The sequence below is a fragment of the Campylobacter sp. CFSAN093238 genome (genome assembly GCF_012898015.1).
GTDB classification, from domain to species: Bacteria; Campylobacterota; Campylobacteria; order Campylobacterales; family Campylobacteraceae; genus Campylobacter_D; species Campylobacter_D jejuni.
In genome coordinates this window covers 1698989-1715588 of sequence record NZ_CP040611.1, presented here as the reverse complement: position 1 = coordinate 1715588, position 16600 = coordinate 1698989, and the positions used below count along the sequence as shown (strand labels likewise).

The window sequence follows — 16600 nt, the reverse complement described above, 5'->3', positions numbered from 1 at the left end:
GCAAGATTTTTCTTGCTAATTTATTCTAGGTTTTTGCTTTAAAAATAAAAACACAATGCACACTATAAAAATTACTATTGACCATGTTAAAAAAGCATCTACAAGACCCATTTGTCTAACGATAGGTTGAGAGATAATAGGACTTAAAAATTGTCCTAAAAATATACAACTTGCTAAAATTCCATAAGCCCTAGAGCGAGCATTTTCAGGACAGATTGAAAAAAGATAAGCCGTATTATTTACAAGCATAATACCTCCACCCATTCCAAGCAAAGCTAAGGCGATTAAAACTGTGAAAAAGCTATCTACTAAAAAAAGCAGCAAAAAAGAACAAGATACGATAAAAAGAGTTAAAACATAGATAGTTTTAATACTTAAGAATTTTATAATATATCTATAGCTTAGAGAGAAAAAACCATAACATAGTGCAGATACAGACATCGAAATACCTATATATTTAGGATCCAATCCCAAATGTTCTTCTATATAGTAAGGAAGTTGAGTTGGCGAAATATAATAAACTACCATGATAAAAAAACCTATAAAATAGATAGGGAAAAATTGCCAATAATTTGTTTTTGTTTCTATTTTTGTATGATTATAGAATTTAAATTTTCTAGGTTCAAAAAGATAAATGATAGCCATTAAGGTAATTAAAATTCCAAGTCCATATACCAAAAAAGGATAACGCCAAGAATAACTTGAAACAAATCCCGCAATAGAAATAAAAACAGCACCCCCTATCGCACAAAAAAATCCTTGAAGGCTTAAAGCATTTTCTCTGCGATTAAAGCCACCACGACTATAATAATCCCCAAGCAAAGCCGAAGCGCCTGTCATTATAAAAGCAGTTGCCATACCAAAAATAGCTCTTGAAGTCAGTATAGCATAAATATCATTTAAGAAAAAGCCACTTATCCCAGAAATAGTCCAAACCACCATAGCTGGAAGAATGAATTTTAATTTGCCAAATTTATCCATTAAAATACCAGCAAATGGAGATAAAATGACAACAAAAATAGCAGGGATGGTTAAAACTAAGCGAACAAGTATATCAAGATGAGCTAATGTGAAACTTGAAGCAAGAGTAGCGCCACTTTGGGTTAAAAGTTCTTCAAAATGTCTGTTGATAGCAGGCAGAGCAGATGAAATGACCACGCTTCCTAGCATAGTCATAGCAGCCATAGAAAACACAGCTGCTTTAAATCCGGACTTTTCAGTAATTTGAATTATTTTTTTATCCATTTTTGTGTCATTTGGATGAAATTTATAAGTTTTGTCATTCATAATTTTTACCTTTTTTATTTTATTATACTCCAAAAATTATGGTTTGTATTTAAAATTACTTAAAATTATATTTTATTTATTTTGTTATGATAGTTTTGTTTTTAAAATATTTTAGCTTGATTAAAATATATTTTATAAGTAGAATTTTAAATATTTTTAGCTAAATTCAGCTTTTTATTTAACAAGGGTGCAAAATGAAGAAAAATTTAATCATAGTAGAATCTCCTGCAAAAGCTAAAACCATAGGAAATTTTTTGGGAAAAGATTATGAAGTTATCGCTTCTAAAGGACATATTAGAGATTTGCCTAAATCAAGCTTTGGGATTAAAATAGAAGATGATGAATTTATCCCTGAGTATAGAATCACAAGTGATCATAGCGCCTTAGTTAAAGAACTTAAAAGCAAAGCCAAAGATGCCAAAGAAGTCTATCTTGCAACGGATGAAGATAGGGAAGGAGAGGCTATAGCCTATCATATTGCAAAAGCTATAGGAAAAGATGAAAACACCTTACCACGCATTGTTTTTCATGAAATCACTAAAAGCGCTATAGAAAATGCTTTAAAAAATCCAAGAAAATTAAACATGCACTCTGTAAATGCTCAGCAAACCAGACGTCTTTTAGATCGCATTGTAGGGTATAAGCTCAGCCCTTTATTAGGACAAAAAATTCAAAGAGGACTTAGTGCTGGGCGTGTTCAAAGTGCGGCTTTAAAGATCATAGTCGATCGTGAAAAAGAAATTCGTGCCTTTGTACCCCTAGAATACTTTAGTATTGATATGATTTTTCAAAAAGATTTAGATGCAGAACTAGTTGAGTTTGATAAAGCCAAGATAGAAAAACTTACCATTACCAACAAAGATCGTGCTAAACTTATACTAGAAGCTTGTAAAAATGAAGTTTATAGTATAAGTGACATTGAAAGCAAAGAAAGAAAAATCGCTCCGCCGCCTCCTTTTATGACTTCAACTTTACAACAAAGTGCCAGCAATCGCCTTGGTTTTAACCCTAAAAAAACCATGATGATAGCTCAAAAGCTCTATGAAGGAGTAAATACCCATGAAGGCGTGATGGGGGTTATTACTTATATGAGAACCGATAGTTTAAATTTAGCCAAAGAAGCAGTAGAAAATGCAAGAAAATTCATACAAGCAAATTTTGGCAAAGACTATCTTCCAAGCAAAGCAAATGTATATACTACAAAGACTAAAGGCGCTCAAGAAGCTCATGAAGCTATACGCCCTACAAATTTAAGTTTTACTCCAGAAATTGCGGCTAAATTTTTAGACAAAGATGAGTTAAAACTTTACACACTTATTTACAATCGCTTTTTAGCCTGTCAGATGAGTCCTGCTATCTCTCAAACTCAAAATGTATTTGTAAAAAATGATAGAGCAGTTTTTAAAATAAGCGGTAGAAAAATCCTTTTTGATGGATATTATAAAGTTTATGGTGATATGGATAAGGATAAAATTTTGCCAAATTTTAAAATAGGCCAAAATTTAAAAGTGCAAAATTTAGAAATGAACTCACATTTTACCGAACCACCTTCAAGGTATTCAGAAGCAGGACTTGTAAAAAAACTTGAAAGTTTAGGCATAGGTCGCCCTTCTACTTATGCACCAACCATTTCTATACTTACAAGCCGTGATTATGTAACAATAGATAAAAAACAACTCATTCCTAGCGATGTTGCTTTTAATGTAACCGAAGTGCTTGAGAAAAATTTTAGCGATATAGTAGATAGTAAATTTACTTCAAACCTTGAAAATACCCTAGATGAAATCGCAGAAGATAAGGCAGATTGGCAAGAAACTTTAAAAGAATTTTACTATCCTTTTATGAGAAAAATCGAAGAAGGAAAAACAAAAATAGCTAGTCAAAAAACTGTCACAAAACTAGGCGAAAGTTGTCCTGATTGTGGCGGAGAGCTTGCTATTAGAAAAGGGCGTTTTGGAGAATTTGTAGCGTGTTTAAATTTCCCAAAATGCAAGTATTCAAGAAATTTAAAAAGTGAAAGCAAAAACGAAAGCGAAAATACAGCCGCAAAAGCTAAAGCTAATGGTACAGGCATTACTTGTCCAAGTTGTCAAAAAGGTGAAATCGTAGAACGCTTTTCAAAACGCGGTAAATTTTATGGTTGTAGTGCTTATCCAAAATGCAATTTTATAAGCAAATACAAACCAAGTGAAGAAAAATGCGAAGAGTGTGGCGAAACTTTAGTGATAAAAGAGCTTAAAAAAGGTACATTCTTAGAATGCTTAAAGTGCAAAATCAAAAAAGAAATGAAGGATTAGAATGCAAATCATGCTTTGTGCTATTTCAAATATAGCGAGTGGAAATTGTTCAGAAGACTGTAAATACTGCACCCAAAGTGCCCATGTAAAAACAGATATTCAAAAATATCGTCGTAAAGAACTTTCACAAATCGTTTTAGAAGCGAAAATGGCAAAGAAAAATGAAGCCTTGGGTTTTTGTTTGGTTACAGCAGGACTTGGGCTTGATGATGAAAAGCTTGAGTATGTTTGTGAGGCTGCTAAGGCTGTGCAAAAAGAAGTGCCTAATTTGCTTTTAATTGCCTGTAATGGTATGGCAAGCGTGGAACAACTCAAAGAACTTAAAAAAGCAGGAATTTTTTCTTATAATCACAATCTTGAAAGTTCTAAGGAATTTTTTCCACAAATTTGCACCACTCATACTTGGGAAAGTAGATTTCAAACCAATTTAAACGCTAAAGAAGCAGGACTTATGCTTTGTTGTGGTGGAATTTATGGTATGGGTGAGAGTGAAGAAGATAGACTAAGTTTTAGAAAATCTTTGCAAGAATTACAGCCTTTTTCAACGCCTATTAATTTTTTTATAGCAAATGAAAATTTAAAACTACAAGTTCCAAGACTTAATGCTGATGAAGCCTTAAAAATTGTTCGTGATACCAAAGAGGCTTTACCGCAAAGCGTGGTAATGGTAGCAGGTGGGCGTGAAGTGGTGTTGCGAGAAAGGCAGTATGAAATTTTTCAAGCAGGTGCTGGGGCTATTGTTATAGGGGATTATTTAACCACTAAAGGTGAAGAACCAAGTCAAGATATAATAAAATTAAAAGAAATGGGATTTACTTTTGCATCAGAGTGTCATTGATCCACAAGGTTTAATTGATCTAAAAATTCTTATTGTTATAGCTTTATGCTTACTTTTTTCTCCGCATATTGCAAAAATTTTACGCTTGCCTCTTTCAGCTACTGAAATTATTTTAGGGGCAATAATAGCATATTTTGGTTTCATAGGAAAAAGTGAAAATTTTGCACTTTTAGCAAATGTAGGTTTTTATTATCTAATGTTTATAGCAGGTATGGAAGTAAATTTAAGAGCCTTTTTTAATATGGATAAAGAAGTCGCCAAAAAAAGTTTTTTTTATATTTTTTTACTTTACGCTTTATCTTCTCTTATAGTATGGATTTTTGGACTTTCTTTAGTATTTGTTATCATTATACCTGTGATGAGTGTAGGGCTTTTATCTTTGCTTTTTAAGGATTTTGGAAAAGAGTGTTATTGGCTAAATATTGCTATGATAGTGGCTACTTTAGCTGAGGTGATTTCTATTGTGCTTTTGACTATAGCGGGAGCTTTTTTGCGCGAAGGAACAGGTATTATTGATGTAGCGCAAAGTATTTTATATCTTAATATCTTTTTGGGACTTTGTTTGCTCGGATTTAAAATGCTTGGTGTGCTTTTTTGGTGGTATCCTCAGCTTAAAGTTGTGCTTATGCCATGGGAGGATAAAAATGAAAAAGATATAAGATTTTGTATGGCCATTTTTATACTGATCATTGTTGCTATGGTTATTACAAAACTTGAAATCGTTCTTGGTTCTTTTATAGCAGGCTCATTTATAGCTACTTTTTTTGATCATAAAAAAGATCTTGAGCATAAGCTTTCTACTTTTGGACATGGGTTTTTGATCCCTATTTTTTTTATCCATATAGGTTCAACCTTTGATCTTAAAATGATTTTAGATTATAAAATCGTTTTACAAGCATTTTTACTTATGTTTGTTATGGTGGGTTTAAGAATTTTATGTGCAAGTGTTTTTTTAAAAAGAATTGGTTTTAAAAATATGATTTTATTTGGTCTTAGTCATTCTATGCCTTTAACCTTGCTTATAGCAACAGCTACTCTGGGTTATTCGGGCAAGGTTATTGATGAGAAACTTTATTCAGCGCTTATTTTAACAGCGTTATTTGAGGCTGTTATTGTTATGAGTATGATTAAATTTCTTTCTAATTCTAAAAAATGAAAGTTACTTTTTTACTCAAAAAAGCAAACAAAATCTTAAAAATTTAATAATAAAAAAACTCATAATCGTCCTTTTTTGTTAGAATTAATAAAAGTAACAATAAAAGGAGCGAAAATGTCAAATTCCGTTACTATAACCGATAATAGAAATGGAAAAAGCTATGAATTTCCTATATATGACGGTACAACTGGGCCAAGCGTTGTAGATATGTCAAGTTTTTATAAACAAACAGGAATGTTTTCTTATGATGAGGGCTTGACTTCTACAGCTACTTGTAAATCAAAAATCACTTATATTGATGGAGAAAATGGAATTTTAATGCACCGTGGCTATCCTATAGAGTGGCTTGCTGAAAACAAACTTTATTTAGATGTGGTTCATCTTTTACTTTATAAAGAACTACCTGATGCTACGCGTCTTGAAGCGTTTCGTTATGAAATGAAAAAACGTTCTTTTATCCATGAAGGTATGCACCGTCTTTTTGATTCTTTCCCTGATAATGCTCATCCTATGGCAGTTTTACAAGGTGCTGTTTCATCGCTTAGTGCTTTTTATCCTGATCATTTAAACATGAATGTAAAAGAAGAATATATGGAAATGGCAGCTAGAATAGTAGCTAAAATCCCTACTATAGTGGCCACCGCTTATAGATATAAACACGGCTTTCCTATGGCTTATCCAAATTTAGATCGTGGTTTTACAGAAAATTTCTTATATATGTTAAGAACCTATCCTTACGATCATGTAGAGCTTAAACCTATAGAAGTAAAAGCACTTGATACAGTTTTTATGCTTCATGCAGATCATGAGCAAAATGCTTCAACTTCAACAGTTCGTGCTGTGGGTTCAACTCATGCTCATCCTTATGCCTGTATAGCAGCAGGTATTGGTGCGCTTTGGGGTCATGCACATGGTGGAGCTAATGAAGGTGTTATTAGAATGCTTGAGCAAATAGGTAGTGTTGATAGGGTAGATGAATTCATCAAAAGAGCTAAGGATAAAAACGATCCTTTCCGCTTGATGGGCTTTGGGCATAGGGTTTATAAAAATTTTGATCCTAGAGCAAAAGTACTGAAAAAGCTTCGTGATCAACTTATTGATGAGTTGGGTATTGATACCAATCTTATTAAAGTAGCAACGCGTATAGAAGAGATTGCTTTAAGCGATGATTATTTTGTTCAAAGAGGGTTATATCCGAATGTTGATTTTCATAGTGGACTTATTTTAAAAGCCTTAGGTATTCCAAATGAAATGTTTGCTACTTTATTTGTTATAGGGCGCACCCCAGGATGGATAGCTCAGTGGATAGAACAAAAAGAGCAAGAAAGTCTTAAAATAGTCCGTCCAAGACAACTTTATTTGGGTGAAACTAGTAAAATTTAATTAAAATTTTTGTGGAAATTAAAAATTCCACAAAATCTTCTTGTATAATTTTAAAAAATCTTATAGAAAGTTTATAATCATGCTTAATCTTGATAAATTTTTAGAAATTGCTATAAATGCTAGCAATCAAGCTTCTAAAGCTATTTTAGAAGAGAGAAAAAATTTCAAAACTTGGGAAAAAGAAGATAAAAGCCCGCTTACATCAGCAGATCTTGCTTCTAATAAAATTCTAAATGATATTTTGGGTTCTACGGATATTAAAATTCTATCAGAAGAAAAATTACTCAGCAAAGAAGAGTGTGAAGAATTAAAAACTTTTTGGCTTATCGATCCTCTTGATGGAACAAGTGGTTTTTTAAAAGGCAGTGATGAATTTTGCGTTATGATAAGTTTGGTTCATGACAATCGCCCTGTTTTATCACTCATACAAAATCCATCAAAAGGTGATATATTCTATGCTCATGCAAAAACCAAGGTTTATAAAAACGATAAACCTTTGCAAATTGACCAGCAAGAATACGAGAAAAATAAATATAAAGCCTTATTGAGTGTTAATCATCTTAGCAAAGAAGATGAAGACTTTGCAAAAGAGCATCAATTAGAAGCTATTAATATAGGCTCTGGATTGAAATTTTGTGCTATTTTAGAGGCTAGGGCAGGAGTTTATAAAAGATTTGAAAAGCTTAATATTTGGGATATTGTAGCAGGAGATTTTTTGATTAATCAAAATGGAGGATTTATGGGCGATTTTTCTAAAAAATACATTTTATATAACCCTTTAAGTTATAAATCCAATCCTTTTATTTGTGTTTCATCTAGGAATTTTTTACAAGATTTTTTATAAAATAAAGAGTATAATTTTATATTTAAATAGTTTATAAGGATGAAGATGAGGTATTGTTTCATTTTGTTTTTAAGTTTAGTTTTAAGTTCTAATCTTTTAGCGAATAATTTTTCTCAGAAAAAAGTTATTAAAATTGAAAAAAGCGCAGATAGTTTTGAAGTAATAGATCTAAATCAAAATGTTGCAAATCCAAATCTAAATCAACAAAAAGCATTGTTTGATAGTTCTACTTTAATTGAAAAAAAATCGCAAATCACCAAAGATAAGGATATTGATTTTGCTATTGTATTAACTTCTAGGAAAAATTTTGGTTATTTTTTAGATGGTTTTAGGGTGAGTGATAAGGAATTTTCTACATTATTTGCTAAAAATTTGATTCAAAGTTTAAGGCTTGATTGGGTTAATTCTGCTGCAAATGGTATTTATCAAAGTCCTAAAACTTTGTCATATTTTAGCCCTAAGGATGCAAAACTTATAAATGTAAGTCCTTTTTTAACACAAGAAAAAGATAAGGCTAAAATGTATGCCAAATTTACAGATTATGTTGTGGTGGTAAATTTGCAAGATTTTTATGTAAATATTACAAATTATTTTATCACAACTAGTAAAGAGGGTGTGGCTAGTGTTAATTTTAAAATTATTTCTACAAGCAATGGAAAAATTCTTGCAGCAAAAAATGCAAAATTAAATTTGATATTAAAAGATCAAGATACAAAACAAAATTATCAAGATATTGTAAATCAAATGCCAAAAATGTTAGCTAGTGTTATAGATAATGAAATAAAAAAATTAAAGATATATTGAAAAATTTTTAGATAATAATCACTTCATTTTCTAAGTTTATGCCAAATTCTTCAAAGACTTTTTTTCTAGCCAATTCGATAAGAAAAAACGCATCTTCAAAACTTGCATTTTTTTTATTAATTAAAAAATTTGCGTGTTTATCGCTTAACATAGCATCTCCCTTGCTAAATCCTTTAAGTCCTACAGCTTCGATTAAACGTCCTGCAAAGTCGTTTTTCGGATTTTTAAAGATAGAGCCAAAGCTTGCTCCACTAGGTTGGTTGCTTCTTGCATTTTTTAAAGCTTCATCTTTAAGGGTATCAAAGCCAAAGTTTAGTTTAAATTCAGCCCAAAAAAAATGCGTATTTAAAGGACAAAAACGATAATCAAAATTTATATTTGCTCTTAGAATTTCGCCTTGAGAAGTAGCAATTTTGATTAAATTTTGACTGATACACTCTCCTTTAAGTCCTGCATTCATTTTCAAAAGCCCGCCAAGTGTACCAGGAATTTTGCTTAAATACTCAAAACCCTTAAGATTGTTTTCTTTGGCAAAGCGATACATTTTGCTTGATTTTGTTTTGCAGCCTATGCGAAGATGTATAAAATCTTTATTCCGATCTAAAATTTGTATAAAATCAAAACTATCTCCTAAAATTCCTATATTTTTAGGTTTTGGGCTAACTAAAAGGTTATTTGCGCCGCCTATTAAAAAACCATCAAAATCATAAATTTGATCCAAAACTAAAACTTCAAATTCATTTCCTATACGCACAGAAGAGTATTTTTTAAAATCAATGATCATTTGATAAAAGTTGGAATTTGATTTAGTATATTCTCAGTAAAATCAATCATAGTTGTAGTCATCCAAGGCATTAAAAAGATTAAAATAACCACAACCAAGATGATTTTAGGAACAAAAGAAAGTGTCATTTCATTAATCTGTGTAGTTGCTTGAAAAATACTGATCACAAGCCCTGCAATAAGTCCTGCTAAAAGCATAGGCAAGGAAAGTAAAAGTGTGATTTTAAAGGTTTGCACTCCAAGAGCAACTAAGGTACTTTCGTCCATTTTTATCCTTTTTAAGAATTTCTAGCTTCTTCGTATTCGCTAGGGATAAGATAATCATTTACATGTATGATTTTATCATAAAATTTATAATCATATCCTAATTTAAAAAGCGTATCTACAGCTAAAAGTTGAGTTTGATTCATGCTAATAGAGTTTTTATTGGCATATAAATTAAGATAAGTATCAAGTTTTTCTTCATCAACACGGATAAGTTTTCTTTCCATAAGCATAGGGGCTAAAATTTTACGATTTGCATCGGCAATTTTTACAGCATTGGTTAAATCTCTTTCGATCTTAATCACGTCGCTTAAAGGTAAAGAACGACGCAAAGCCATTCCACCTAAAGGCAAAGGCAAATTTTCTTTAGCAAATTCAAGCCATATATCCCAAAGTTCTGCTTCCACGTAAAGACTTTGATCAAAATCTAAAATGCTTTCATGGATCAAAACTCCCGCATCTACTTCGCCACTTAAAACCGCATTTTCAATGTCTAAAAAATTCTTATAAATAATTCTTGCTTCAGGATATTTCATGCGAAAAATCAAAGCATTGGTGGTATTTGCTCCACTCAAAGCGACTTTAAAATTTCTTTTTAAATGCGTGTCTTTTTTCTTGATGAGTTTTGGCCCATAACCTTCACCAAAACTCACTGCTGTGCGTAAAAGTGCATACTCAGAAGCGATTAAAGGATAAAGCCCAAAAGAAATAGCCGTAGCATCAAATTCATTTTTCAAGGCAAATTCATTTAAAGTTTGTATATCTAAAGCTGTATTTTCATAAGCAAAATCATTCCCTATCCACCCAAATTTAATTGCCATATACATAAAAATATCATCAGCATCAGGAGAATGTGCAATAGTAATTTTTTTCATCTATGCTTCCTTGTAAATCTTTGCTTTAATTCTAGCAAAATAAATCATTATTTAATTTTATTTTGTTAGAATTCTAACTAAAAATTTAGAATTTTTAAGGAAAGTTATGGATGATAATAAAAGAAAATCTCTAGACGCTGCCCTAAAAAGTTTAGATAAAACCTTTGGAAAAGGCACTATTTTAAGACTAGGGGATAAAGAAGTCGAGCAAATCGATAGCATAGGCACAGGTTCAGTTGGGCTTGATCTTGCTTTAGGTATAGGCGGTGTTCCAAAAGGAAGAATTATAGAAATTTATGGACCTGAAAGTTCAGGTAAAACCACTCTAACTTTACATATTATCGCAGAATGCCAAAAAGCAGGTGGAGTTTGTGCTTTTATCGATGCAGAACATGCGCTTGATGTAAAATATGCTAAAAATTTGGGTGTAAATACAGATGATTTGTATGTTTCTCAGCCTGATTTTGGAGAACAAGCCTTAGAAATTGTAGAAACTATAGCAAGAAGTGGCGCAGTAGATCTTATCGTAGTAGATAGCGTTGCAGCACTTACTCCAAAAGCAGAAATTGAAGGCGATATGGGCGATCAACATGTAGGACTTCAAGCAAGACTTATGTCTCAAGCTCTAAGAAAACTTACAGGTATAGTTCATAAAATGAATACCACAGTAATTTTCATCAACCAAATTCGTATGAAAATTGGTGCTATGGGTTATGGTACTCCTGAAACTACAACAGGTGGAAATGCATTAAAATTCTATGCTTCTGTGCGTTTAGATGTTAGAAAAGTAGCAACCTTAAAACAAAACGAAGAACCTATAGGAAACCGCGTTAAAGTAAAAGTAGTTAAAAATAAAGTTGCTCCTCCATTCAGACAAGCTGAATTTGATGTGATGTTTGGAGAGGGTTTAAGCCGTGAAGGTGAATTGATCGATTATGGTGTAAAACTTGATATCGTAGATAAAAGTGGTGCGTGGTTTTCTTATAAAGATAAAAAACTTGGACAAGGTAGAGAAAATTCAAAAGCTTTCTTAAAAGAAAACCCTGAAATTGCAGATGAAATCACAAAAGCAATTCAAAATTCTATGGGAATAGAAGGTATGATCAGCGGTAGCGAAGATGACGAAGGAGAAGAATAATGTTAGTAATTGAAGATGTTAGAGCCTATGAAGTTCTTGATAGTAGAGGAAATCCAACCGTAAAAGCCGAAGTTACGCTAAGCGATGGAAGTGTAGGTGCGGCCATAGTTCCAAGTGGTGCAAGTACAGGTTCAAAAGAAGCCTTAGAATTGCGTGATAATGATGAAAGATTTGGCGGAAAAGGCGTTTTAAAAGCTGTTGCAAATGTCAATGAGACCATTGCAGATGAAATTTTAGGACTAGATGCTTTTAATCAAACTCAACTTGATGATACTTTGCGTGAGCTTGATGGAACAAATAATTACTCAAATTTAGGTGCAAATGCGACTTTAGGCGTATCTATGGCAACAGCTCGTGCGGCTGCAGCTGCTTTGGGAATGCCTTTATATCGCTACTTAGGTGGTGCAAATGCGAGCATTTTACCCGTGCCAATGTGTAATATCATAAATGGCGGTGCTCATGCAAACAACAATGTAGATTTTCAAGAATTTATGATCATGCCTTTTGGTTTTACTAGCTTTAAAGAAGCTTTGCGTTCAGTTTGTGAAATTTATGCGATATTAAAAAAAGAACTCGCAAATTCTGGACATTCTACGGCTTTAGGTGATGAAGGCGGTTTTGCTCCAAATTTAGCTAACAACACAGAACCTATCGATCTTTTAATGACTTGTATCAAAAAAGCAGGTTATGAAAATCGTGTAAAAATCGCTCTTGATGTGGCAAGTACAGAATTTTTCAAAGATGGCAAATATCACATGGAAGGCAAGGCTTTTTCAAGCGAGGATTTGATCGAACGCTATGTAGAACTTTGTGCAAAATATCCAATTTGCAGTATCGAAGATGGCTTAGCTGAAAATGACTTTGAAGGTTGGATTAAGCTTACTGAAAAATTGGGCAATAAAATTCAGCTTGTAGGCGATGATTTGTTTGTAACTAATGAAGATATTTTAAGAGAAGGCATCATCAAAAAAATGGCAAATGCTGTGCTTATTAAACCAAATCAAATCGGAACTATTACCCAAACTATGAGAACTGTGCGTTTAGCGCAAAGAAATAACTATAAATGTGTGATGAGTCATAGAAGCGGCGAAAGTGAAGATGCTTTTATAGCGGATTTTGCTGTGGCTTTAAATACAGGACAAATCAAAACAGGAGCCCTAGCAAGAGGTGAAAGAACCGCAAAATACAATCGCTTGCTTGAAATTGAACTTGAAAGCGATGAATACTTAGGAGAAAAGCTCTGAGCGATTTACTTAAAGAATACGACGAAAGCACAAGAAAAAAAAGTTTTTATACCCATGTTATAAAAATGATTTTTTGGGCTTTTCTTGTTGTAATTGGAGCGATTTATTTTGGCAATATGTTTTTTGGGCAGTATTCTTTAGATACTTTATTAAGCTTAGAAAATACCAAAGAAGAGCTTAATAAAAAGATTATTTTGCTCAAAGAACAAAATGCTAAAGCACAAAAAGATTATTTTGAATTAAAAGGATTATACCCAAATGAAAACTAGAATTTTGGCAATATTTTTTATTTTTACCTCTCTTTTATATGCTGATGAAAATCCTTTTAAGACAGATCAAAATATAACCTTGGTTGCTCCACCTGAATTTCAAAAAGAGGAAGTTAAATTTAATTCTAGTGCAAGAATTTTAAAAAGCATCACTTTTAATTATATCAATTTAGACGGAAGTGAAGATAAGATCGATTTAGATGTCAATAAAAGTATTGATTGGCACGATACTTATACTATATCAAGATTTAAAAGTCCTGATCCTTCAAAAGTACTCGATGTTTCAGTTACTATACCTGAAAAAAATAGCTCCAAACAAGAATCAAACTCAACAGCCAATGTTGAAATACCTTTACAGGTTGCAAAGATTTATGATTTTATTTCTTATGCGGTTTATAAAAATAAAATAAAACTTAACACTAGTGATGAAATGATTACAGATTTTTCAGTAGGAAATCCAAGTAAAATCGTTATAGATTTTAGATCTAAAATGATTAGCCCTACAAAAAACATACGCCTTAGCAATTCTATTTTTAAACGCATAGACTTTGGATCTCATAAAGGATATTATCGACTTGTAATATATCTTGATGGAACTTATAATTATAATATTCAAAAAGATGCAACTGGATATATGATTAATCTGCTTTGATGAGGTTTGTTTTTTTAATATGTTGTGCTTGTTTAGTTTTTGCTAATGAAATTTTACTTCTTAGCAAATTCGATAAGCAAGATTTTAACTCTAAAGATTTTAATGCTTATTTGATGAGCGAAAAACTTGATGGAGTGCGTGGAATTTGGGATGGGAAATATCTAAAAACTCGCCAAAATTACAAAATAAAAACTCCTGACTTTTTTACAAAAAATTTCCCTCCTTTTGCTATTGATGGTGAGCTTTGGATAGCAAGAAATAAATTTGATGAAATTTCAGCTTTAATTCGTAGTGGCGATAGTAATTTGACCTTATGGAAGGAAGTAACTTATAATATTTTTGATGTGCCAAATGCTTGCGAAGAATTTCAAATTTCTACTTGTACTCTTAAAAATCGTTTGGCTGTTTTAGAAGAGTATTTGCAAAAATATCCTAGTGCCTATATAAAAATTATTCCTCAAATTCCAGTTGAAAATCAAAATAATTTAAATCAATTTTACGAAAGCATTATAAAAAATCAAGGTGAAGGTATTGTCATACGCAAAAATTTAAGTCCTTATGAAAAAGGCAGAAGTAAAAATGCTATGAAATTAAAACCCTATGATGATGCAGAGTGTGAGTTAGTAGGATTTCGCAAGGGCAAGGGTAAATTTGAAAATCAAGTAGGTGCCTTACTTTGTAAAATGCCTAATGGACAAATCATTAAAATAGGCAGTGGTTTAAAAGATGAAGATAGAAAAAATCCTCCAAAAATTGGTAGCATTGTGACTTATAAATTTAATGGATTGACCAAAAATTCCTTACCTCGCTTTCCGGTTTTTTTAAGAATAAGAGATGAAAATCCTTGACTTTAAAATTATTTTGTGATAAAATATTTCCTTTTATTTATTCGGGGTGTAGCGCAGTCTGGTTAGCGCACTTGGTTTGGGACCAAGGGGCCGAAGGTTCGAATCCTTTCACCCCGACCATTTTTTATAAATTTATACAAAATGGTGAGTGTAGCTCAGTCGGTTAGAGCATCAGATTGTGGTCCTGAGGGTCGTGGGTTCAATTCCCATCACTCACCCCACTAGCGCTCGTAGCTCAACTGGATAGAGCAACAGACTTCGGATCTGTAGGTTATGGGTTCGATTCCTATCGGGCGCACCACCAAGATTTTATATGCGTTCATAGCTCAGCTGGATAGAGCAACGGCCTTCTAAGCCGTAGGTCAGAGGTTCGAATCCTCTTGGGCGTACCACTTTGCGGATGTGGTGAAATTGGCAGACACGCCAGACTTAGGATCTGGTGCAGCAATGCGTGAAGGTTCAAGTCCTTTCGTCCGCACCACTCTAAACCCCCATTTTACCATACTTTTAGAGATTTTGCTTAAATTACGCTGAAGCCTTTGAAGTCCCATTGTATCATTTCGAATTATTTCAAAAAGGCAACCTTTTAGCAGGTAACTTTTAATAGTAACCGGATGAAAGGATAGCTATAAAATAGTCCTTTTCATCCATTTAAGTTTAGCGGTAAAAAAGGTAAAAATAAGTCCTAACCCTAAAGTAAAGGTAACCTAAGATAATTTTATTAAGTTTATAAGGCTTTGAAATACGCTATAATATAGCAAAAATAATAAGGTTAAAAATGGCGATTGATAGGAAGGATTATAATATACCCATAGGAAAAGGAACACATTTAAAAAGACACAAAGATAAAATTAACTCCTTTTTATTTAGAATGCAAAATGGGGGTAAAGAAAAGCAACACGCTTTTACTATTCCTTTACGCCCTGCGTGGAATGAAAACGAATATATAAGAATAGCACTTGCAAGAGCTAAAGAATATGAAAACGAGTTTAAAAAGCTTTTTAGCGTTGGATATGCTTTAAATTCTAGCATTTTGATAAAAAATATTTTTGAGATATTTATAAAAACCAATTACAACATAAAAGATTTAAACGAACAACACAAAGGACACATAAGAAATCTAATAAGCATTTTTAATAATCATATCTTAGAGCCATTAGGAAATATACACTTAGATGAGCTTACGCTTTACAAGGTACAAGAATTTTATAATGGAATGAAAAACAAAGGACTAGAGCCAAAAACATATAATCGAGCCATTAAAGAAGTGCTAAGCCCTATGATTAGATATGCAGTAAAAAATAAATGGATTAATGAAAATGTTACATTAGGTTTAAAGCTTGATAGAGTGCAAAATAAAAAGCTTGTTACTAATCCTAAAGGTAAATATGAAGCTATTTTAAATGCTATTTTAGAGCTATACAAAGATAATTTACTTTATAAAGCTTTATTCTTGCTTATACATAGTGGTAGGCGTAGGGATGAGGTTTTAAGTTTGCTTTGGCAAAATGTAGATTTAGAAAGAAAAACTATATTTTTGCCAAAGACAAAAAATGGTGAAGCACAAGAACACGCCTTAGATGATGAATGCTATAATGCACTAAAGGCTTTAAAAGATGAGGTTAAACAAGACAAAGGATTAGTTTTTGTTTCTAGTGTTAGCGGTAAAAAAATATCAAATTTGGCAAGACAAGAAGCCAAAATAAGAGAACTTAGCGGAGTAAAAGAATGGACGCCCCATTTTTCAAGGCACATAAAGGCTAGTTTTTTAATGCAAAATGGAGTTAATCCCGCAGTTATTAGTGGAGCTTTAGGGCATAGGGATTTAAGTACTATAAATATTTATGCGACTAATGATACACTTAAAGCAAGTCAAAGAGCTAATGAAGCTTTAAAAAAGCTACAAGAAAAAGATTAA

Annotated in this window: 16 protein-coding genes and 5 tRNA genes; 17 read left to right on the top strand and 4 right to left on the bottom strand. The window is 32.3% G+C overall.

Going from position 1 to position 16600, the window contains the following annotated elements; translation table 11 throughout:
• Positions 1-15: 15 nt before the first annotated feature.
• Entirely contained in the window at positions 16-1287 is a 1272-nt protein-coding gene (locus FBF21_RS08825; protein WP_002869686.1) for an MFS transporter, read from the bottom strand.
• 194 nt (positions 1288-1481) lie between these two features.
• Here FBF21_RS08825 and topA point away from each other — a divergent pair, with 194 nt between their 5' ends.
• The 6 genes from topA to FBF21_RS08795 all read left to right on the top strand — a co-directional run bounded on the left by topA (position 1482) and on the right by FBF21_RS08795 (position 8609).
• Positions 1482-3584 (top strand): type I DNA topoisomerase, encoded by a 2103-nt coding sequence (gene topA, locus FBF21_RS08820; RefSeq protein ID WP_002867521.1) that lies wholly within the window; start codon positions 1482-1484, stop codon positions 3582-3584.
• A gap of 1 nt (position 3585) precedes the next feature.
• Positions 3586-4422, top strand: a complete 837-nt coding sequence (locus tag FBF21_RS08815; RefSeq protein WP_002873256.1) for a biotin synthase — start codon at positions 3586-3588, stop codon at positions 4420-4422.
• Positions 4403-5578: a cation:proton antiporter gene (locus tag FBF21_RS08810; RefSeq protein ID WP_002876072.1), complete on the top strand. Its 1176-nt coding sequence runs from the start codon at positions 4403-4405 to the stop codon at positions 5576-5578. Before FBF21_RS08815 ends, FBF21_RS08810 begins: the two co-directional genes overlap by 20 nt.
• 114 nt (positions 5579-5692) lie before the next feature.
• Positions 5693-6961, top strand: coding sequence for a citrate synthase (locus tag FBF21_RS08805; protein WP_002851494.1), 1269 nt, complete (start codon positions 5693-5695; stop codon positions 6959-6961).
• A 79-nt stretch (positions 6962-7040) separates the two neighbouring features.
• Positions 7041-7805, top strand: a complete 765-nt coding sequence (locus FBF21_RS08800) for a 3'(2'),5'-bisphosphate nucleotidase CysQ (RefSeq protein ID WP_002868269.1) — start codon at positions 7041-7043, stop codon at positions 7803-7805.
• Positions 7806-7844: 39 nt separating this feature from the next.
• Positions 7845-8609 carry a hypothetical protein gene (locus FBF21_RS08795; RefSeq protein WP_002860119.1) on the top strand — a complete coding sequence of 255 codons (765 nt, stop codon included), beginning with the start codon at positions 7845-7847 and terminating at the stop codon, positions 8607-8609.
• Between the two features lie 7 nt (positions 8610-8616).
• Here the strand turns inward: FBF21_RS08795 and FBF21_RS08790 are convergent, their stop codons facing one another.
• The 3 genes from FBF21_RS08790 to FBF21_RS08780 are packed head-to-tail and all read right to left on the bottom strand — an operon-like array spanning position 8617 to position 10531.
• Positions 8617-9393: a UDP-N-acetylmuramate dehydrogenase gene (locus tag FBF21_RS08790; protein WP_002869690.1), complete on the bottom strand. Its 777-nt coding sequence runs from the start codon at positions 9391-9393 to the stop codon at positions 8617-8619.
• The gene (gene fliQ / locus FBF21_RS08785) at positions 9390-9659 is read right to left on the bottom strand and encodes a flagellar biosynthesis protein FliQ (protein WP_002851290.1); all 270 of its coding nucleotides are present in this window, start codon (positions 9657-9659) and stop codon (positions 9390-9392) included. The genes FBF21_RS08790 and fliQ overlap by 4 nt, the downstream gene beginning before the upstream one ends.
• A gap of 11 nt (positions 9660-9670) precedes the next feature.
• Positions 9671-10531, bottom strand: coding sequence for a menaquinone biosynthesis family protein (locus FBF21_RS08780; protein WP_002869691.1), 861 nt, complete (start codon positions 10529-10531; stop codon positions 9671-9673).
• A 106-nt stretch (positions 10532-10637) separates the two neighbouring features.
• Here FBF21_RS08780 and recA point away from each other — a divergent pair, with 106 nt between their 5' ends.
• The 11 genes from recA (at position 10638) to FBF21_RS08725 (ending at position 16600) form a co-directional block, all read left to right on the top strand.
• Complete coding sequence (gene recA / locus FBF21_RS08775) at positions 10638-11669, top strand: recombinase RecA (protein WP_002851424.1); 1032 nt, start codon at positions 10638-10640, stop codon at positions 11667-11669.
• Entirely contained in the window at positions 11669-12913 is a 1245-nt protein-coding gene (eno, locus tag FBF21_RS08770) for a phosphopyruvate hydratase (protein ID WP_002856489.1), read from the top strand. Before recA ends, eno begins: the two co-directional genes overlap by 1 nt.
• A 65-nt stretch (positions 12914-12978) precedes the next feature.
• On the top strand, positions 12979-13182 hold the full coding sequence (locus FBF21_RS08765) for a hypothetical protein (RefSeq protein WP_002839177.1): 204 nt from the start codon (positions 12979-12981) through the stop codon (positions 13180-13182).
• The gene (cgpA, locus tag FBF21_RS08760; RefSeq protein ID WP_002851387.1) at positions 13172-13834 is read left to right on the top strand and encodes a glycoprotein CgpA; all 663 of its coding nucleotides are present in this window, start codon (positions 13172-13174) and stop codon (positions 13832-13834) included. Before FBF21_RS08765 ends, cgpA begins: the two co-directional genes overlap by 11 nt.
• Positions 13834-14682, top strand: coding sequence for a DNA ligase (locus FBF21_RS08755; protein WP_002869692.1), 849 nt, complete (start codon positions 13834-13836; stop codon positions 14680-14682). Before cgpA ends, FBF21_RS08755 begins: the two co-directional genes overlap by 1 nt.
• Before the next feature lie 42 nt (positions 14683-14724).
• Positions 14725-14802: transfer RNA gene (locus FBF21_RS08750), tRNA-Pro, on the top strand.
• Positions 14803-14826: 24 nt separating this feature from the next.
• Positions 14827-14903 (top strand) — tRNA-His (locus tag FBF21_RS08745).
• A gap of 3 nt (positions 14904-14906) precedes the next feature.
• Positions 14907-14983, top strand: a tRNA-Arg gene (locus FBF21_RS08740).
• 14 nt (positions 14984-14997) lie between these two features.
• Positions 14998-15074, top strand: a tRNA-Arg gene (locus FBF21_RS08735).
• A gap of 4 nt (positions 15075-15078) precedes the next feature.
• Positions 15079-15163 (top strand) — tRNA-Leu (locus FBF21_RS08730).
• A gap of 297 nt (positions 15164-15460) precedes the next feature.
• On the top strand, positions 15461-16600 hold the full coding sequence (locus FBF21_RS08725; RefSeq protein WP_002869693.1) for a site-specific integrase: 1140 nt from the start codon (positions 15461-15463) through the stop codon (positions 16598-16600).

Bases quoted from the DNA above. Each gene is read 5' to 3' on its own strand.
- FBF21_RS08755 (WP_002869692.1), top strand. From the start codon at position 13,834: ATGAGGTTTGTTTTTTTAATATGTTGTGCTTGTTTAGTTTTTGCTAAT.
- topA (WP_002867521.1), top strand. From the start codon at position 1,482: ATGAAGAAAAATTTAATCATAGTAGAATCTCCTGCAAAAGCTAAAACC.
- cgpA (WP_002851387.1), top strand. From the start codon at position 13,172: ATGAAAACTAGAATTTTGGCAATATTTTTTATTTTTACCTCTCTTTTA.
- FBF21_RS08825 (WP_002869686.1), bottom strand. From the start codon at position 1,287: ATGAATGACAAAACTTATAAATTTCATCCAAATGACACAAAAATGGAT.
- recA (WP_002851424.1), top strand. From the start codon at position 10,638: ATGGATGATAATAAAAGAAAATCTCTAGACGCTGCCCTAAAAAGTTTA.
- FBF21_RS08790 (WP_002869690.1), bottom strand. From the start codon at position 9,393: ATGATCATTGATTTTAAAAAATACTCTTCTGTGCGTATAGGAAATGAA.
- eno (WP_002856489.1), top strand. From the start codon at position 11,669: ATGTTAGTAATTGAAGATGTTAGAGCCTATGAAGTTCTTGATAGTAGA.
- FBF21_RS08765 (WP_002839177.1), top strand. From the start codon at position 12,979: ATGATTTTTTGGGCTTTTCTTGTTGTAATTGGAGCGATTTATTTTGGC.
- fliQ (WP_002851290.1), bottom strand. From the start codon at position 9,659: ATGGACGAAAGTACCTTAGTTGCTCTTGGAGTGCAAACCTTTAAAATC.
- FBF21_RS08795 (WP_002860119.1), top strand. From the start codon at position 7,845: ATGAAGATGAGGTATTGTTTCATTTTGTTTTTAAGTTTAGTTTTAAGT.
- FBF21_RS08800 (WP_002868269.1), top strand. From the start codon at position 7,041: ATGCTTAATCTTGATAAATTTTTAGAAATTGCTATAAATGCTAGCAAT.
- FBF21_RS08780 (WP_002869691.1), bottom strand. From the start codon at position 10,531: ATGAAAAAAATTACTATTGCACATTCTCCTGATGCTGATGATATTTTT.
- FBF21_RS08805 (WP_002851494.1), top strand. From the start codon at position 5,693: ATGTCAAATTCCGTTACTATAACCGATAATAGAAATGGAAAAAGCTAT.
- FBF21_RS08725 (WP_002869693.1), top strand. From the start codon at position 15,461: ATGGCGATTGATAGGAAGGATTATAATATACCCATAGGAAAAGGAACA.
- FBF21_RS08815 (WP_002873256.1), top strand. From the start codon at position 3,586: ATGCAAATCATGCTTTGTGCTATTTCAAATATAGCGAGTGGAAATTGT.